Annotated in this window: 15 protein-coding genes and 1 tRNA gene; 9 read left to right on the top strand and 7 right to left on the bottom strand. The window is 62.4% G+C overall.

Translation table 11 applies throughout. The features are described 5' to 3' along the window. Positions 1–32: 32 nt before the first annotated feature. A complete protein-coding gene (locus GRI34_RS08330; RefSeq protein WP_160595523.1) occupies positions 33–2,048 on the top strand; it encodes a TonB-dependent receptor in 2,016 nt (671 codons plus the stop codon). Positions 2,049–2,193: 145 nt separating this feature from the next. Here GRI34_RS08330 and GRI34_RS08325 read toward each other — a convergent pair. After that, positions 2,194–2,285: transfer RNA gene (locus tag GRI34_RS08325), tRNA-Ser, on the bottom strand. Between the two features lie 221 nt (positions 2,286–2,506). Here GRI34_RS08325 and GRI34_RS08320 point away from each other — a divergent pair. From GRI34_RS08320 to GRI34_RS08305, 4 genes are all read left to right on the top strand, one after another. Continuing rightward, the gene (locus GRI34_RS08320) at positions 2,507–3,301 is read left to right on the top strand and encodes a DUF1134 domain-containing protein (protein WP_160595522.1); all 795 of its coding nucleotides are present in this window, start codon (positions 2,507–2,509) and stop codon (positions 3,299–3,301) included. A 91-nt stretch (positions 3,302–3,392) separates the two neighbouring features. After that, on the top strand, positions 3,393–4,574 hold the full coding sequence (locus tag GRI34_RS08315; RefSeq protein WP_160595521.1) for an amino acid aminotransferase: 1,182 nt from the start codon (positions 3,393–3,395) through the stop codon (positions 4,572–4,574). Positions 4,575–4,581: 7 nt separating this feature from the next. Further along, positions 4,582–5,130: a GNAT family N-acetyltransferase gene (locus tag GRI34_RS08310; RefSeq protein ID WP_160595520.1), complete on the top strand. Its 549-nt coding sequence runs from the start codon at positions 4,582–4,584 to the stop codon at positions 5,128–5,130. A gap of 312 nt (positions 5,131–5,442) precedes the next feature. Next, positions 5,443–6,372: an OmpA family protein gene (locus GRI34_RS08305; protein ID WP_160595519.1), complete on the top strand. Its 930-nt coding sequence runs from the start codon at positions 5,443–5,445 to the stop codon at positions 6,370–6,372. A 78-nt stretch (positions 6,373–6,450) separates the two neighbouring features. Here the strand turns inward: GRI34_RS08305 and GRI34_RS08300 are convergent, their stop codons facing one another. From GRI34_RS08300 to GRI34_RS08275, 6 genes are read right to left on the bottom strand one after another with little or no spacing between them, the layout of a single operon-like run. Continuing rightward, complete coding sequence (locus GRI34_RS08300; RefSeq protein ID WP_160595518.1) at positions 6,451–7,068, bottom strand: riboflavin synthase; 618 nt, start codon at positions 7,066–7,068, stop codon at positions 6,451–6,453. A gap of 5 nt (positions 7,069–7,073) precedes the next feature. Beyond that, positions 7,074–8,030 (bottom strand): bifunctional diaminohydroxyphosphoribosylaminopyrimidine deaminase/5-amino-6-(5-phosphoribosylamino)uracil reductase RibD, encoded by a 957-nt coding sequence (gene ribD, locus GRI34_RS08295; protein WP_160596456.1) that lies wholly within the window; start codon positions 8,028–8,030, stop codon positions 7,074–7,076. Between the two features lie 10 nt (positions 8,031–8,040). After that, positions 8,041–8,511, bottom strand: coding sequence for a hypothetical protein (locus GRI34_RS08290; protein WP_160595517.1), 471 nt, complete (start codon positions 8,509–8,511; stop codon positions 8,041–8,043). 32 nt (positions 8,512–8,543) lie between these two features. Beyond that, positions 8,544–9,266, bottom strand: a complete 723-nt coding sequence (locus tag GRI34_RS08285) for a M48 family metallopeptidase (protein ID WP_160595516.1) — start codon at positions 9,264–9,266, stop codon at positions 8,544–8,546. Further along, positions 9,263–9,721 (bottom strand): YcgN family cysteine cluster protein, encoded by a 459-nt coding sequence (locus GRI34_RS08280; RefSeq protein ID WP_160595515.1) that lies wholly within the window; start codon positions 9,719–9,721, stop codon positions 9,263–9,265. Before GRI34_RS08280 ends, GRI34_RS08285 begins: the two co-directional genes overlap by 4 nt. Beyond that, positions 9,709–10,305: an SCO family protein gene (locus GRI34_RS08275; RefSeq protein ID WP_160595514.1), complete on the bottom strand. Its 597-nt coding sequence runs from the start codon at positions 10,303–10,305 to the stop codon at positions 9,709–9,711. Before GRI34_RS08275 ends, GRI34_RS08280 begins: the two co-directional genes overlap by 13 nt. A gap of 72 nt (positions 10,306–10,377) precedes the next feature. Between GRI34_RS08275 and GRI34_RS08270 the strand changes: the two genes are divergently transcribed. From GRI34_RS08270 to feoB, 4 genes are read left to right on the top strand one after another with little or no spacing between them, the layout of a single operon-like run. Further along, on the top strand, positions 10,378–10,989 hold the full coding sequence (locus GRI34_RS08270; RefSeq protein ID WP_325065203.1) for an ankyrin repeat domain-containing protein: 612 nt from the start codon (positions 10,378–10,380) through the stop codon (positions 10,987–10,989). Next, positions 10,989–11,663 (top strand): COQ9 family protein, encoded by a 675-nt coding sequence (locus GRI34_RS08265; RefSeq protein ID WP_160595513.1) that lies wholly within the window; start codon positions 10,989–10,991, stop codon positions 11,661–11,663. Before GRI34_RS08270 ends, GRI34_RS08265 begins: the two co-directional genes overlap by 1 nt. A 54-nt stretch (positions 11,664–11,717) precedes the next feature. Then, a complete protein-coding gene (locus GRI34_RS08260; protein ID WP_090480421.1) occupies positions 11,718–11,957 on the top strand; it encodes a FeoA family protein in 240 nt (79 codons plus the stop codon). Continuing rightward, a complete protein-coding gene (feoB, locus tag GRI34_RS08255) occupies positions 11,954–13,801 on the top strand; it encodes a ferrous iron transporter B (RefSeq protein WP_160595512.1) in 1,848 nt (615 codons plus the stop codon). Before GRI34_RS08260 ends, feoB begins: the two co-directional genes overlap by 4 nt. Positions 13,802–13,809: the final 8 nt, after the last annotated feature.

Below are 13,809 nucleotides of genomic sequence, written 5' to 3'. Positions count from 1 at the left end.
AACGAGTTCTCTATCTAATTGCGAGCGCAACAATGGCCGTTGCAGGCAGCCCTGCCTTGGCTTCGGAGGCTGAGCCGCGCTTGTTCGAACGAACCTATTTCGATCAGTTTGCGCCCCAGACCGCTCTTGAAATGCTGGAGCGCCTGCCGGGTTACTCGCTGGAGGACGCCGACGAGGCGCGCGGACTGGGCCAAGGCGGCACCAATGTTCTTGTGAATGGCGAGCCGGTCACCGGAAAAGGGCGCACGGCCAGGGCCAGGATCGCACAGATCGCTGCAAGCAATGTGGTCAGGATCGAAATCCTCGATGGCGCCTCGCTCGGTATTCCCGGTTTCGACGGGCTGGTGGCGAATATCGTGACCCGGCGGGCATCACTCGCCGGCACAGTTCAGTGGGAACCGAGTTTCCGCCATAATACGGGGCCTGCTTACGGCAATGGCACGCTGAGCGTTTCAGGAAGCGCTGGCTCGCTGGATTATTCGGCGGCCCTTGATATCGATATGGTGAGTGTTCTGTTCGAAGGACCGGAAACGATCAGCAACGAGGCTGGAGAAGTCTACGAAACGCGAGACGAAGCATTCACGATTCGAGGCGTGCAGCCAGACCTGTCTGGCGGCATCGTCTGGAGGCTTTCAGACGGACATGTCCTGAACGCGAAGGCTTCGATGAATCGGCTCGATATTAAAAGGGGGCAGGCCAGCGAGAGTGCGGCGCTCACTCCGCTCGGAAGAGAGGGCTCGAGCATAGCCGAGACCAGCGGCGTCACGGACGATTTGCGGTTTGATGCCGACTACTCGTTCCCGGCTTTCGAAGGAACGTTCAAGGGTATCGTCCTGGCAAGGCGGCGCAGCAACGATGCCGCAACGCGCTTTACGCTCTTCGATGCGCTTGGCGGCACCATCGCTGACCGCGCATTCGAAGAAGACAGCACCTCTAGTGAAGGAGTTGTGCGCCTTGAGCAGCAATGGATCGGGCGTGACAAATCAAGCTGGCAACTGGCTGCGGAAGGGGCATTCAATTCGCTCCACCTGGTGACTGATCTGCTGGATTTCAGCACGGATGACCCAGGAAAGATCCTGACCAGTGTCCCATCGGAAACGAGGATCGAGGAACTGCGCGGCGAGCTTACCTTCGGACATCAACGGCAATTGGGCGAGAATTCCAGCATCCAGGCATCCATAGGGGGAGAGCTGTCGGAAATCGGCCGTTCCGAATTCAAGCGGTCATTCTTCAGGCCCAAGGGTTTTGTCGCCTACACGTTCAAACCTGGGCTGGGCTGGAGCGTCTCGGCCCGCCTTGCTCGGCAGGTCGGCCAAATCAATTTCCGCGACTTTGCGGCGAATGTCTCGCTAATCGATGGTGTGGAAACGCAGGACAACCTCGATCTGGTTCCACAGCAAAGCTGGGTGGTGTCAGGCAGAACCGATCGTGTTTTCGAGAACGGCCATACCTTTTACCTGGCCATTGCTCACGAGCGGATTTCCGATCTGGTCGACCGCATTCCTCTCGGAGCGAACGGTGACGCAATCGGCAATATTCCGCGCGCATCGAAAACCCGTATCGATGCCGGCCTCACCCTGACCGGCACGCAATTCGGGCTGACTGGCGCGCAGCTCGATCTCGACGGGACCTGGCAATGGTCGGCGGTTTCCGATCCCATCGAGGGATTTGAAAGGGACATCAGCAATTTGCGAAAGCGCGAGCTGGCCGTACGTTTCAGGCACGATCTCGCGCAAACCGACTGGTCTTACGGTTTCGAATTTCGCGACATAAAGCTCGGCCCGGTCTTCCGGGCGACCCTGATCGAATTCCGCAATGTCCCTGGCGGTGCACTCACGCCTGGCACCAACGCAGTCTTCATCGAACACAAAGATGTGTTCGGACTACGCGCGCGATTGCAGCTCTCAGAATTCCTCGGCCAGAAATCGAAATTCAGGCGGAAAATCTATACAGGCCGCCGCGATGGGGCAGCTATCGCCCGCATAGAGGATCGCGAGAGATCGTTGGGGGGACCGATTGTCAGCCTCAGCCTGGGCTATAGCTTCTAGGTCGGGACTATACCGGCACTGCTGATTCTGGCGCGCTGCTTCGAAATCGACACCATTGTAGCGGCATGAGCCTTTAATGATTGAGCGAACAGCGTTCGCCCCAGCACACCTTTCACCAGGCAAGGCCGTCCATTCCAGTAAAAGGTGGCGGAGACGGAGGGATTCGAACCCTCGATACCCGTTACCAGGTATGGCTCCTTAGCAGGGAGCTGGTTTCAGCCACTCACCCACGTCTCCGCATCGCAAGCCTCGGCTGCGAGGGGCGCGCTATAGCTAGGGGTTGGGATGCCTTCAAGGGTGAATCCACTGCCTTCTTTCCAACGCGCGAAAGACTCGCTTCGCCGCGAAATCGATTCGGTTCATCGCCCTGTCATTGCCCACCTGCTCCAAAGCGATTCTCCTCATCGGCGCAGCCTTGTCGGCTCGAATGCAGGCGAGGCAAAGGAAGGGATCTCGAGATGAATACCGCACGCATGCTCCTGGCGAGTTTCGCAGCCGGACTGGGACTGATTGCCGCCCCTGTCGTGGCGCAGGTCGAAACCGTCGACCCTGATGCGGCCTATGACGCGCCGATCGATGGCGACCTTGAGGAAGCGCCGGGAGAACCCTCGCCCTACGAGGCGACGGCTGACGAACCCGCAGCACCGCAAGACCCGGCCTATGGTGTCGAGGAGGAGGAAGCCGCCGGTTCGCCGCCCGTCTGGTCCGAACAGCAGGCCGAAGAGGCTGCTTCTGCCGCTGTGGAAGGTGCCAATGTCGACAATCCGGCGACGACCTATCGCGAAGACGACCTGATCGGCGCGGCGGAGGGCGTATTCGGCAAGGGTGCCGAAGGCGTCGCCAACATGATCCGCAAGCTGCTGGCCGACCAGGGCGAACCGAACGGATATATCGTCGGCCGCGAGGCTGGCGGTGCTTTCGTGGTCGGTGCGCGCTATGGTTCGGGCACGCTGTTCCACAAGGTTGAAGGCGAGATGCCCGTCTACTGGACGGGACCGTCCGTCGGTTTCGATGCCGGTGCCAATGCAGGCAGCACTTTCGTGCTGGTCTACAATCTCTACGATACCGAAGAGCTTTACGAACGCTTCCCGGCAGCGGAAGGCCAAGCCTATGTGATCGGCGGGCTGCACGCGAGCTATGTACGGAAGGGCGACGTGGTCCTGATCCCGATCCGGATGGGCGCAGGCCTGCGGCTCGGAGTGAACGCGGGCTACCTCCGCTTTTCCAAGAAGCAGCGCTGGCTTCCCTTCTGAGCGGCTGGCTATACGAAAAAATAGGCATTCTTGATGGGCCGCAACCGTATTTCGGTTGCGGCCCTCGACATGTTGGGCGAAAGGGCTTCCCATGCTCGACAGACTAGACGCCCAGCCGCCCGACGCCCTCCTCGCACTCATCAAGATGTATGCCGCCGACGAGCGCGAGGACAAGATCGACCTTGGCGTCGGAGTGTATCGAACGAATGACGGCGCGACGCCGGTTTTCCGTTCGATCAAGCTGGCGGAACAACGCCTGATCGACGAGCAGGACAGCAAGTCCTACCTAGGCCCGGAAGGCGACAGCGGCTTCGTCAAGGCGCTGATGCCTTACATCTTCGGCGACGAAGAAACGCTCGCAGCGCGTATCGAGGGGATGCAGACACCCGGCGGGACCGGCGCAGTTCGCCTTGCGGTCGCCCTGGCTGCAAAAGCCGGGGTGAAGCGCGTCCATCTCGGCGTCCCGAGTTGGCCCAACCACGCCCAGATCCTCGATGATGTAGGTGTAGAGACAGTCACTTTCAGACATTCGACGGGCAAGGGCACGGCCGATCTCGACGCCGTCCTGGCTACCATCGATGCCGCAGGGGCGGGAGATGCGGTGCTGCTCCACGGGTGTTGCCACAACCCGACCGGCATCGACTACACGGCCGAGCAATGGGCCCAGATTGCCGAGGCGTTCGTGGCTTCCGGAGCGCTGCCCATTCTCGACATCGCCTACCAGGGGCTGGGGCAGGGCATGGAAGAGGACGTCGCTGGCGTGCGCACTGTTCTCGACCGCGTACCAGAGGCCCTGATCGCTTACAGCTGCGACAAGAACTTTGGTCTCTATCGCGACCGGGTGGGCGCTTTCTACATGATGGCCAAGCAGCCGGATCAGCTCGCCGCGATCGCCTCCAATGCGAATGCGCTCGCCCGGGCCAACTGGTCCATGCCGCCCGATCACGGTGGCGCTGCCGTGCGCATCGCTCTGGAAGACGCGCACATGACGCAGGTCTGGCAGGATGAACTGGACGAAATGCGTTCGCGCATGCGCCGTGTCCGCGCGCGAATGGCCCAAGCGGATATTGAAGCGCCGGGTCTCGGCCTTGCATCGCTCGCCGACCAGAACGGCCTGTTCGCCATGCTCCCGCTGACCAAGGAGCAGATCGTGAAGCTTCGCGAAGAGCACGCCATCTACATGGCGGGGTCTGGCCGGATTAACGTTGCCGGGCTCCATGCGGGCAATACCGAAAAATTCATCGCGGCGCTTGCGGATGTGACGAAGGGCTGATCCCCGCATGGATCGCCAGCCGGTCATCGAAACCCAGCGCCTGCTGATCCGCCCCTTGCAGGAGGAGGACCGCAGCGCGCTATTCGAAGTCGCCAGCGATCCGATGGTCTGGGAACAGCATCCGGTGCACGACCGCTGGAGGCGCGAGGTCTTCGAGGCCTTCTTCGACGAATGCCTCGCCAGCGGCGGCGGCCTTGCCGTGATCCGCAGGGACAAGGATCGCATCGTCGGCCACACGCGCCTCGACAAATATGACCCCGAAGAAGGCGGCGTGATCGAAATCGGCTGGACCTATCTGGAGCGCCCGTGCTGGGGGAAGGGCCTAAATTCGGAAATGAAAGCAGCGCTCCTGAGGCACGTTTTTGCAAATGTCGCCCTCGTCGAATTCCGCGTTGGCGACACGAATTACCGTTCGCGCAATGCGCTGGAGGCAATCGGTGCGGTGCGCACGGACCGGTACGAACTGGGCCGCTACGACGGCAAGCGGATCGTCCACCTGGTCTACGAAATCGCCCGTGACAGTTTCTGCAAAGGGCCGCTTTCGGGCGCGGATTGAACGGAATTCGGTACAATCGAGCCGATTCTTGCCGCGCCGTTTACGTGTTTCGTTCTGACGAAATTTAACGGTTCACCGCACCTTCCGCCCAGATCGCCTGCGAGTTGGCAGGAGTCGCAGAAAACGTTCACCTGAGCGAAAGGTGGCTCTGAACAGGGGGCGAAATCCATAGCGTCGACGTGCGGCATTCGGGTCGCGGGCGCTTACAGCCAAATGCATGGATTTATGATAGCCGGGTGCGCCATCAGGGGGCGAACGGACCTAACTGGCGTATTCGCGGGGTCGGCTGTCAGAGTTTGAAGGAGGATTGCAATGACTACCATTTCCAAGAAGCCGAAGACGCTTGTCTGGCTTGCCGCACTCTCGCTGCCGCTGTCGGCCAGTCTTTCGGCCCAGGAACTTCGCCCAGTTGGCGAAGCCCAGGCCGAAGCCGAAGAAGCAGAAGTTCTGACGATCGTCGAAGGCACCGTGCCCAGGGATCTTTCGGATATGCCCGAAGGCCCCGAAGTCGAAGGCTTTATCTCGGCACGTAGCGGAAACCGCATGCAGGTTACCACGCTTGGCGGCCAGAACACGCTGATCGTCATCAGCGAAGGTACCGAAATCCGCGCCAAGGGTGGCTTTCTCGGTCTCGGCAGCAAGGAGCTTACCGCTGCCTCGCTGCTCAATGGCCTGCCGGTCACCGTCAAGACGGTCCAGTGGGGTAATCGCGGCCTGATCGCGACGGATGTGCGACTCAAGGACGACGATCTCGAAACCGCAGCGATGATCCGCAACGGCACTTCGCAGCAGTTCGCTGCACAGCGTGAAGATATCGATGCCAATGCTGCGCTTGCTGAATCGCTTCGCGGCCGCATGGGCGATATCGATAAGTACAACATCAAGGGTTCGACGAACGTCTTCTTCGACACCGGCAAGTACAACCTGTCGGCAGAAGCCCGCCAGGACCTGTGTGCTGCAGCCGACGAAGCGAACGCGATGGACAACGCTCTCCTGCTTGTAGTCGGATACACTGATTCGACCGGCAGCTACGAGATCAACCAGGAACTCAGCGAACGGCGCGCCGGACGCGTGGTCAACTTCCTCCAGCAGGAATGTGGCTGGCAGCCTTGGCGTATGCTGAGCCCGACCGGCATGGCCGCTTCGGATCCGCTGGCAGACAACAGCACGCCCGAAGGCAAGGCGCAGAACCGCCGCGTTTCGGTCAACATTCTCGTCAGCAAGAGCGTCGACGGAATGTAATGCATCTCCGGCTTCCACCGGGTCTATCGAGCGGGGCGGTCCGATGGGCCGCCCCGTTTTGCATTGGGAGAGGGTTTCTCAGCCCTTCAGGCTTTGCATCCGCATGAGATAACGGGCGAGCACGTCGATCTCGAGATTGACGCTGTCCCCTTGGCGAAGAGCGCCCAGCGTCGTGACCTCGCCGGTATGCGGGATGATGTTGAGCGCGAAGTCGCACGCGCCGTCCTCGCGGTCGCGCACGTCGTTCACCGTCAACGAGACGCCATCGACGGTGATAGAGCCTTTCTCGGCCACGAACGGAGCGAAGTCGCGCGATATGCGAATGGCCAGCATTGTCGAACCGCCGGCATCCTTTACGGCCACGACCTCACCGACCGTGTCGACATGACCGGTGACCAGGTGCCCGCCGAGCTCGTCGCCAAGCCGCAGGGCAGGCTCCAGGTTTAGCGCGCGGCCTTCCTGCCACATCTGAGGGACGGTGCGGCGGACGGTTTCGTCCGAAACATCGAAGCCGATCCGTGCCGCGCCAGCTTCGCCGGCAAGGTCCACCACGGTCAGGCAAACGCCCGAGCAGGCGATCGAAGCGCCGATATCGATCGCTTCGGGATCGAACGGACAAGCGACTGTGACGCGCGCGTCCTGGCGCTTCTCGATCTTTTCGATGGTGCCTATCGCCGTGACGATGCCGGTAAACATTGCGGTCAATTCTCCTCTGGGCGCGAGCGGCTGTAAGCCTCGAAGCTGTCGCTGCCAAGCTGGCGGCGTTCGGTCAGAGTCCAGCGTCCGTGTGCATCCGCGAGGCTCTCTAGGCCGATGTCTCCCAAGGCCGAGCGGCCTTCGCCGATCAGGATCGGTGCGCGGTAAAGCTCGATGCGGTCGACGAGATCTTCGGCAAGGAAGCTGCCCGCCGTCTGGGCGCCGCCTTCGACATAGAGATATTGGACCTGTTCAAGTCGGTCGATCTGTGAAGGAGTGTTGATGACGGTTACCCCGTCCGGCGCGATGCCTCGCGATAACAGAACGCGGCGTGGAGACTGGTGCGCAAGGCCAGCCAGGCGAACATCAAGTCTCGGCTGGTCCGCGCGCCATGTTCCCCCGCCGACCAGAATGGCGTCGTGCATGGCTCTGCGGGAATGGACGTGTGCGCGAGCGACTTCGCCAGTGATCCACTGGCTCTCGCCCGAAGCGGCTGCAATCTGGCCGTCCAGCGAGACAGCGAGCTTGAGCGTCACGAAAGGGCGGGCAAGACGAGCACGGGTCAGATACCCAGAAAGGCTGTCCGCGACCTCGGGAGTGGGGAGAATATCCACTTCGATCCCGGCATCGCGTATTCTTGCGACACCTTCTCCTGCCGTGCGTGGATCAGGGTCGGGCGAGCCGACTACTACGCGGGCAACGCCCGCTTCGCGAAGCAGATCGGCACAGGCCGGACCGCGCGGCGAGACATGGGCGCACGGCTCAAGCGTAACGTAAGCGGTCGCGCCAGCTGCCAAACCGCCGGCTTCGGCCAGCGCGGCAGCCTCGGCGTGGGGGCGCCCGCCGGCGCGGGTCCACCCGCGACCAACGACTGTCCCCTCCTTTACGATCAGGCAACCGACAGCCGGATTTGGGCGCGACATCGGGCGTCCGCGCGCGGCCAGACGCGCTGCCGCGTTCAGCCAGCGGATGTCACTCCCCCTGGTCTGCAACCGCTGCACCCGTGTTTTGGTCCTCTTCGCCGAACAACCGCTCCAGCCGCTCGCGCTCGGCCCGCTCGGCAGCGGCTCGTTCCGCTTCGGCTTTTGCTTCTGCGGCAGCAGTGTCGACGCCGGTAGCTGCACCGACACGGCGATAAAGGTCGCGTTTTTCTTCTTCGATCCGGTCCAGCTCGGCCTGGCGTTCTTCCTTCAGGCGCTGGTTTTCGAGGTTCGACTGGCGAATTTCCTCATCCGTCCGGTCGGCTGCGAAGGTGCGGATATATTCTACCTCGGGTTGTTCCGGCGGCATGAACACCCGTTCGTGCGTCAGGATGGAAATGAGGCCGAGACAGGCGAGCAGCGATACCAGCAGGAATGCCCAGCGATAGGGCTGCGGTTGCCGGATATAGCTCCAGAAATCGGAAATGCCCCCGACGGGGTTCACTCTGCGAAAATAGCGCATGCTATACAGATAGTAGGGTTGTGCGCCCGGCGCTAGGTGAAGCAGGCATAGAGTTTGCGCCCGTTGGCAGACAGCCAGCGATTGGCCCTCTCGATGTCGTCTTCGTAAAGCTCGTCCAGCAGGGCGTGGAATGCCTCGCTATGGTCGAAATGCACAAGGTGGGCGACTTCGTGCGCCACGACCGAGCGGCGGACGAAATCGGGCGCCATGATGAGCCGCCAGTTGAGACGCAGCACGCCCTCGCTCGAACAGCTGCCCCAGCGGCGCTTGGCGCGCGTGAGCCTGACGGGTGCGGCGGGCAGTGCGGCGCGGGCGCAGTAAAAGGCGGCGTCCTCAACGAAGTGAGATTCTGCCTCGGTTTCGAGAAAGCGCTGCAAACGCTTGCCGAGCGTTTCTTCCGGCCCGCCGAGGCGCAGCGTGCCCGCTTCCAGCTTCGGCCTGCGCGGTGCGTCTTCACGCCAGTCGATGGCAATCTCGCCGCCCTTGTAGGGCAGCAAGCGGCTGGCGACCGGATCGAAGGCCTCGGGGATTTTGTCGAGCTGGGCTTGCAGCCACGCCGCTCGGGCATGGGCGAAGGCGATAGCCTCCTTGCTGGCGCACCATCGCGGCAGGGTGATGAGCACGGCTTGGCCGTCGGGTGCAAGGCGCAGCGTCAGCCGTTTGGCACGCGCATGACGACGCAGTTCGATGGGGATTTTCCGGCCGCCAAGTTCGATGGCCGGCTCAAGCGCTTCGGACCGGAGCCATTCGATCACGCGGGCTCCTCCTCGTCGTCACCCCATTCGACGATGTGGTGTTCCAGCGGGCCAGCCTCGTCCTCGCTGATTACGCGGCCCGCGACCGAAACCCCTGCGGCAACCACGGCCTCGCGATCCCCCGAGATCAGGTAATGCCAGCTTGGCAATGGGCGGTCGTCGGCGCGGCGGCGATAGGCGCAGGTGTCGGGCAGCCAGGGAACCTTGTCGACCAGCTTGAGCGTGAGGCGCAGGCAGTCCGGCACGAAGGCCTTGCGGTTCTTGTAGTCCTTGCAGCGCGCCGTCGAACAGTCGAGCAGGGTGCAGGCGACATTCGTCTCCTCGATCTCGCCCGTGTCTTCATATTCGATCTTGTGCAGGCAGCAGCGCCCGCAGCCATCGCACAGCGCCTCCCATTCTTCCTGGTTCAGCTTCGCCAGCGGAAGCTCCCAGAAACGGTCCCTCAACGCACCCATTTCGCCAGTTCCGCGGCCACAGAATCGGGCCCCTCGTCGGTCGGCAGCATGGCGATCGGGTCGCCAGCAGGGCCAAAAAGGTAGGTGATATTGGAGTGATCCATGAGGTAGCCGCCTGCTTCGCTATCTGCGCCGCGCGCATAATAAACGGCGAACTTGTCCGCCACGGCCTTCACCTCTTCGGGCGAACCGGTCAGCCCGATCAGCCGGGGGTGGAAGGCGTCGGTGAACTCCGCGATGACCTGCGGCGTATCGCGTTCCGGATCGATGGTCACGAACAGCGGCTGGATCTGAGCGCCGAGTTCCGGCTCGCTCGCCTCGAATTGCTTGAGACCCGCCATGGCGCGCTGCACGTCGGTGGGGCATACGTCCGGGCAGAAGGCATAGCCGAAATAGACGATCCGGTACTTGCCGTCGAAGTCGCTCCAGCTGACCGGTGAATTGTTTTCTCCCGTCAACGTGAAATCGCCGCCAAGAGCGGCGCCTGCCAGAGGCGGTTCTTCAGCAGGCTGGGCGTTGCAGGCGGTCAGGAGGAGCGCGGCCAATACGGCGGGAAACTTGTAGGGCATGACAGGTTGGTTCATGGTCTGCTAAGCGCCCGCATTCAAGGGCATGCAGACTGTTCTCAGACGGAAAATCACGGGAGTTCCCACAAGGTGCGCGTAAATCCGGTCACTCGTTTCCTGACCCTCACCATCGGCATGGCAAGCCTGGTGGCAACGCCGCTTGCCGCGCAGGGACAATCCGATGGGTACAAGTTCATCAAGGCAGTCCGCGACCGTGACGGGACCGAGGCTACGGCCCTGCTCGACCAGCCGGGCAGTACGATCGTCAACGCGCGCGAGATCACCTCGGGCGAAACCGCCATGCATGCGGTGGTCCAGCGGCGCGACCTGACCTGGGTGCGCTTCCTTCTCCAGCGCGGTGCCAACCCGAACATTGCCGACAACAACGGCGTCACGCCGCTGCAGATTGCCGTGCAATTGGGCTTCATCGAAGGCGTTGCGCGCCTGATCAAGGGCGGGGCCAACGTCGATGTCGCCAATTCGACCGGCGAGACCCCTCTGATGACTGCGATCCATCGCCGCGACACCGGCATGATCGAGGTCCTCATCGAGGCAGGTGCCAATCTCGACCGGACCGACAACAGCGGCCGCACCGCGCGCGATTATGCCAAGCTGCTCGCCTCAAACGAAAAGGTGATGGCTGCCATCGAGAAGGCCGAAACCGCGCGCGAAGCCGAACCCGAAACCTACGGGCCCAGCTGATGGACGATACGCAAACGCCCGATATCGCCGATCTCACGCTGGATGAGCTCAGGCTCGCGCTGGCTCCGGCCATCGCAGATGCCGCGATTTTCGACGGTTGGAGCGATGCGGCCCTGGAAATGGCTGCCGACCAGATGGGCGCGGACATCGATGTCGCGCGTCTCGCCTTCAAGGGCGGTGCCATCGATATGGTTTTTGCCTGGATCGAGGCGGTCGACATGGTGATGGCAGCCGCCTTCCCGGAAGAGAAGGTCGCGCAGATGAAGATTCGCGAGCGAATTCGCAGCCTTGTCCAGTTCCGCCTCGATGCTGTCGAAGGACAGGAAGAAGCCTTGCGCCGCGCGCTCGCGATCATGGCGATGCCACAGAATGCGCCCGCTTCCGCCAAGCGCGGCTGGCAGACCGCCGACCTGATGTGGCGCCTCGCAGGGGATGCGGCGACCGATTACAATCACTATACCAAGCGGGCGATCCTTGCATCGCTCTATGGCGCGACACTCGCGGTGTTCGTAGAGGACGACAGCGAGGGCAAGGCCGAGACCAAGGCCTTCCTTGATCGCCGGATCGAAGGCGTGATGAAGTTCGAAAAGGTGAAGGCCAAATGGCTGAATCCCGATCGCGAAAGCTTCAGCCTCTCACGCTTCCTCGGTCGCCTGCGCTATCCGGCGCGCTAAGACGCTATTGATAACCAGTTGCAATTAGCTGTCCGCTCTGACAGGGGCGGCAGCATGACTCTGGACGTTCTCGACAGCGGAAAACCGGCGCGCATTGTCGCCGTGGACTGGGCCGGTCTGGCCGAAGACGAAGGCAAGCGACTGAAGGCGCTTGGCGTTGACGAAGGCGCGGAGATCGCGGTCGTGCATCGCGGCGTGTTCGGTGGGCGCGACCCGCTGGCGCTCCGCCTCGGCAACATGACAATCGCCATCCGCCGCATCCATGCCCGCGCCATCGAGGTGGAAGCGGCATGAGTGCGAAACGTACAGCAGCACTGGTCGGCAATCCCAATTCGGGCAAGTCGGCCCTGTTCAACGCGCTTACCGGCGCGAGTCAGAAGATCGCCAATTACGCCGGCGTGACAGTCGAGCGTAAGGCAGGGCGCCTTACCTTGCCCAGTGGTGCGCCGGTCGAATTGCTAGATCTTCCAGGCTCCTACAGCTTCGATGCGGCGAGCCCTGACGAAGCCGTCACCCGCGATGTGGTGAAGGGCGTGTTCGACGGGGAAGCGGCGCCCGATGTGCTGATCCTCGTCCTGGATGCAGCAAACCTCGAGCAGCACCTCGTGTTCGCGCAAGAGGTGCTGGAACTGGGCAAGCCCACAGTCGTGGCGCTCAACATGGTCGACCTCGCCGAGCGCGACGGGCTGACCCTCGATCCCGAAGCATTGTCCGAGGCTCTTGGCGTTCCCGTGGTGCCGACCGTCGCCGTGCGCCGCAAAGGCATCGCGGAACTAACCGATGCTATCGCAGAAGCACGATCACATGCCGACGAAGAAGCGCATACGCGCTGGCACCTGACGCTGCCCGAACGCCGACTCACGGCCAAGCACATTGCCCGCAGCGCGATCCTCTCGAAGTCGACCCGTCACACTATCGAGAACGGTGTCGACCGCATTCTTCTCAATCCATGGATTGGGCCGGTCATCCTGTTCGGTCTCTTGTTCGTCGTTTTCCAGGCCGTATTCGCGTGGGCCACGCCCTTCGCCGATGCACTTGAAGGCGGCGTGGGCGCGATTTCGGGCGTGTTTTCAGAGCGGCTGCCCAAAGGACTATTCCGGGATTTCCTCGTCGAAGGCGTACTTGCGGGTGTCGGATCTGTGGTCGTCTTCCTGCCCCAGATCGTGATCCTGTTCTTCTTCATCCTCGTGATGGAAGCCAGTGGCTACATGGCGCGCGCGGCGTTCCTGATGGACCGGCTGATGGCACTGGTCGGCCTTTCGGGCCGCAGCTTCATCCCGCTTCTTTCCAGTTTCGCCTGCGCCATTCCCGGCATCATGGCGACGCGCTCAATCTCCGATCCCAAGGACCGGTTGACCACCATCCTGATCGCGCCGCTGATGACGTGCTCGGCGCGCCTGCCGGTCTATGCCGTGGTCATTGCCGCGGTAATTCCGCAGACTACGGTAGGGCCGGGTATCGGCCTCCAGGGCCTTGTCCTGTTCGCGCTCTATGTAGCAGGCATTGTGGGCGCGATGGTCGTCGCCCTTGTCCTGCGCAGCACAGTAACGAAGGGTGCGGCGTCGGGCTTCATCATGGAGCTGCCGCGCTACCAGCTGCCGCGCCTCAAGGACCTCGCCATCGGCCTGTGGCAGCGCGCATGGGTCTTCCTGCGCCGCGCAGGTACGATCATTTTCGTCGCGACGATCGCGCTGTGGGTGCTGCTCAGCTTCCCCAAGGCGGATCCGGGCGAAAGCCAGCTCGACGCAAGCCTTGCAGGCGCGGTGGCCGATACACTGCATCCCGTACTAGAACCGGTGGGCTTCAACCGCGAAATGAGCCTAGCTATCATTCCGGCGCTGGCCGCGCGTGAAGTGGCCGTGTCTGCGCTCGCGACGACCTATGCTGTGGATGCGGAAGATGAGGACATCGCCGCCGAGGGCGTGACCGCGAAGATCGCTGCGCTGTGGAGCCTGCCGACTGCGCTGGCCTTCCTCGCCTGGTTTGTATTCGCCCCGCAATGCCTTTCTACCATTGCCGTCGCGCGGCGCGAGACGAACGGGTGGAAGTGGCCAACCGTCATGGTGGTCTACCTCTTCGCGCTCGCGTGGCTGTCCGCCGGGGCGACCTACTGGATCGCGACAGCGGCGGGTCTTTAGCTCCGCTT

It is taken from the genome of Qipengyuania aquimaris, assembly GCF_009827445.1.
Taxonomy (GTDB): Bacteria; Pseudomonadota; Alphaproteobacteria; order Sphingomonadales; family Sphingomonadaceae; genus Qipengyuania; species Qipengyuania aquimaris.
This window is presented reverse-complemented; position numbering and strand designations above follow the sequence as displayed.

What these genes read in the sequence shown, in the direction of transcription:
- GRI34_RS08330 (WP_160595523.1), top strand. Translation starts at nt 33, where the DNA reads ATGGCCGTTGCAGGCAGCCCTGCCTTGGCTTCGGAGGCTGAGCCGCGC.
- GRI34_RS08320 (WP_160595522.1), top strand. Translation starts at nt 2,507, where the DNA reads ATGAATACCGCACGCATGCTCCTGGCGAGTTTCGCAGCCGGACTGGGA.
- GRI34_RS08315 (WP_160595521.1), top strand. Translation starts at nt 3,393, where the DNA reads ATGCTCGACAGACTAGACGCCCAGCCGCCCGACGCCCTCCTCGCACTC.
- GRI34_RS08310 (WP_160595520.1), top strand. Translation starts at nt 4,582, where the DNA reads ATGGATCGCCAGCCGGTCATCGAAACCCAGCGCCTGCTGATCCGCCCC.
- GRI34_RS08305 (WP_160595519.1), top strand. Translation starts at nt 5,443, where the DNA reads ATGACTACCATTTCCAAGAAGCCGAAGACGCTTGTCTGGCTTGCCGCA.
- GRI34_RS08300 (WP_160595518.1), bottom strand. Translation starts at nt 7,068, where the DNA reads ATGTTTACCGGCATCGTCACGGCGATAGGCACCATCGAAAAGATCGAG.
- GRI34_RS08290 (WP_160595517.1), bottom strand. Translation starts at nt 8,511, where the DNA reads ATGCGCTATTTTCGCAGAGTGAACCCCGTCGGGGGCATTTCCGATTTC.
- GRI34_RS08280 (WP_160595515.1), bottom strand. Translation starts at nt 9,721, where the DNA reads ATGGGTGCGTTGAGGGACCGTTTCTGGGAGCTTCCGCTGGCGAAGCTG.
- GRI34_RS08275 (WP_160595514.1), bottom strand. Translation starts at nt 10,305, where the DNA reads ATGAACCAACCTGTCATGCCCTACAAGTTTCCCGCCGTATTGGCCGCG.
- GRI34_RS08265 (WP_160595513.1), top strand. Translation starts at nt 10,989, where the DNA reads ATGGACGATACGCAAACGCCCGATATCGCCGATCTCACGCTGGATGAG.
- GRI34_RS08260 (WP_090480421.1), top strand. Translation starts at nt 11,718, where the DNA reads ATGACTCTGGACGTTCTCGACAGCGGAAAACCGGCGCGCATTGTCGCC.
- feoB (WP_160595512.1), top strand. Translation starts at nt 11,954, where the DNA reads ATGAGTGCGAAACGTACAGCAGCACTGGTCGGCAATCCCAATTCGGGC.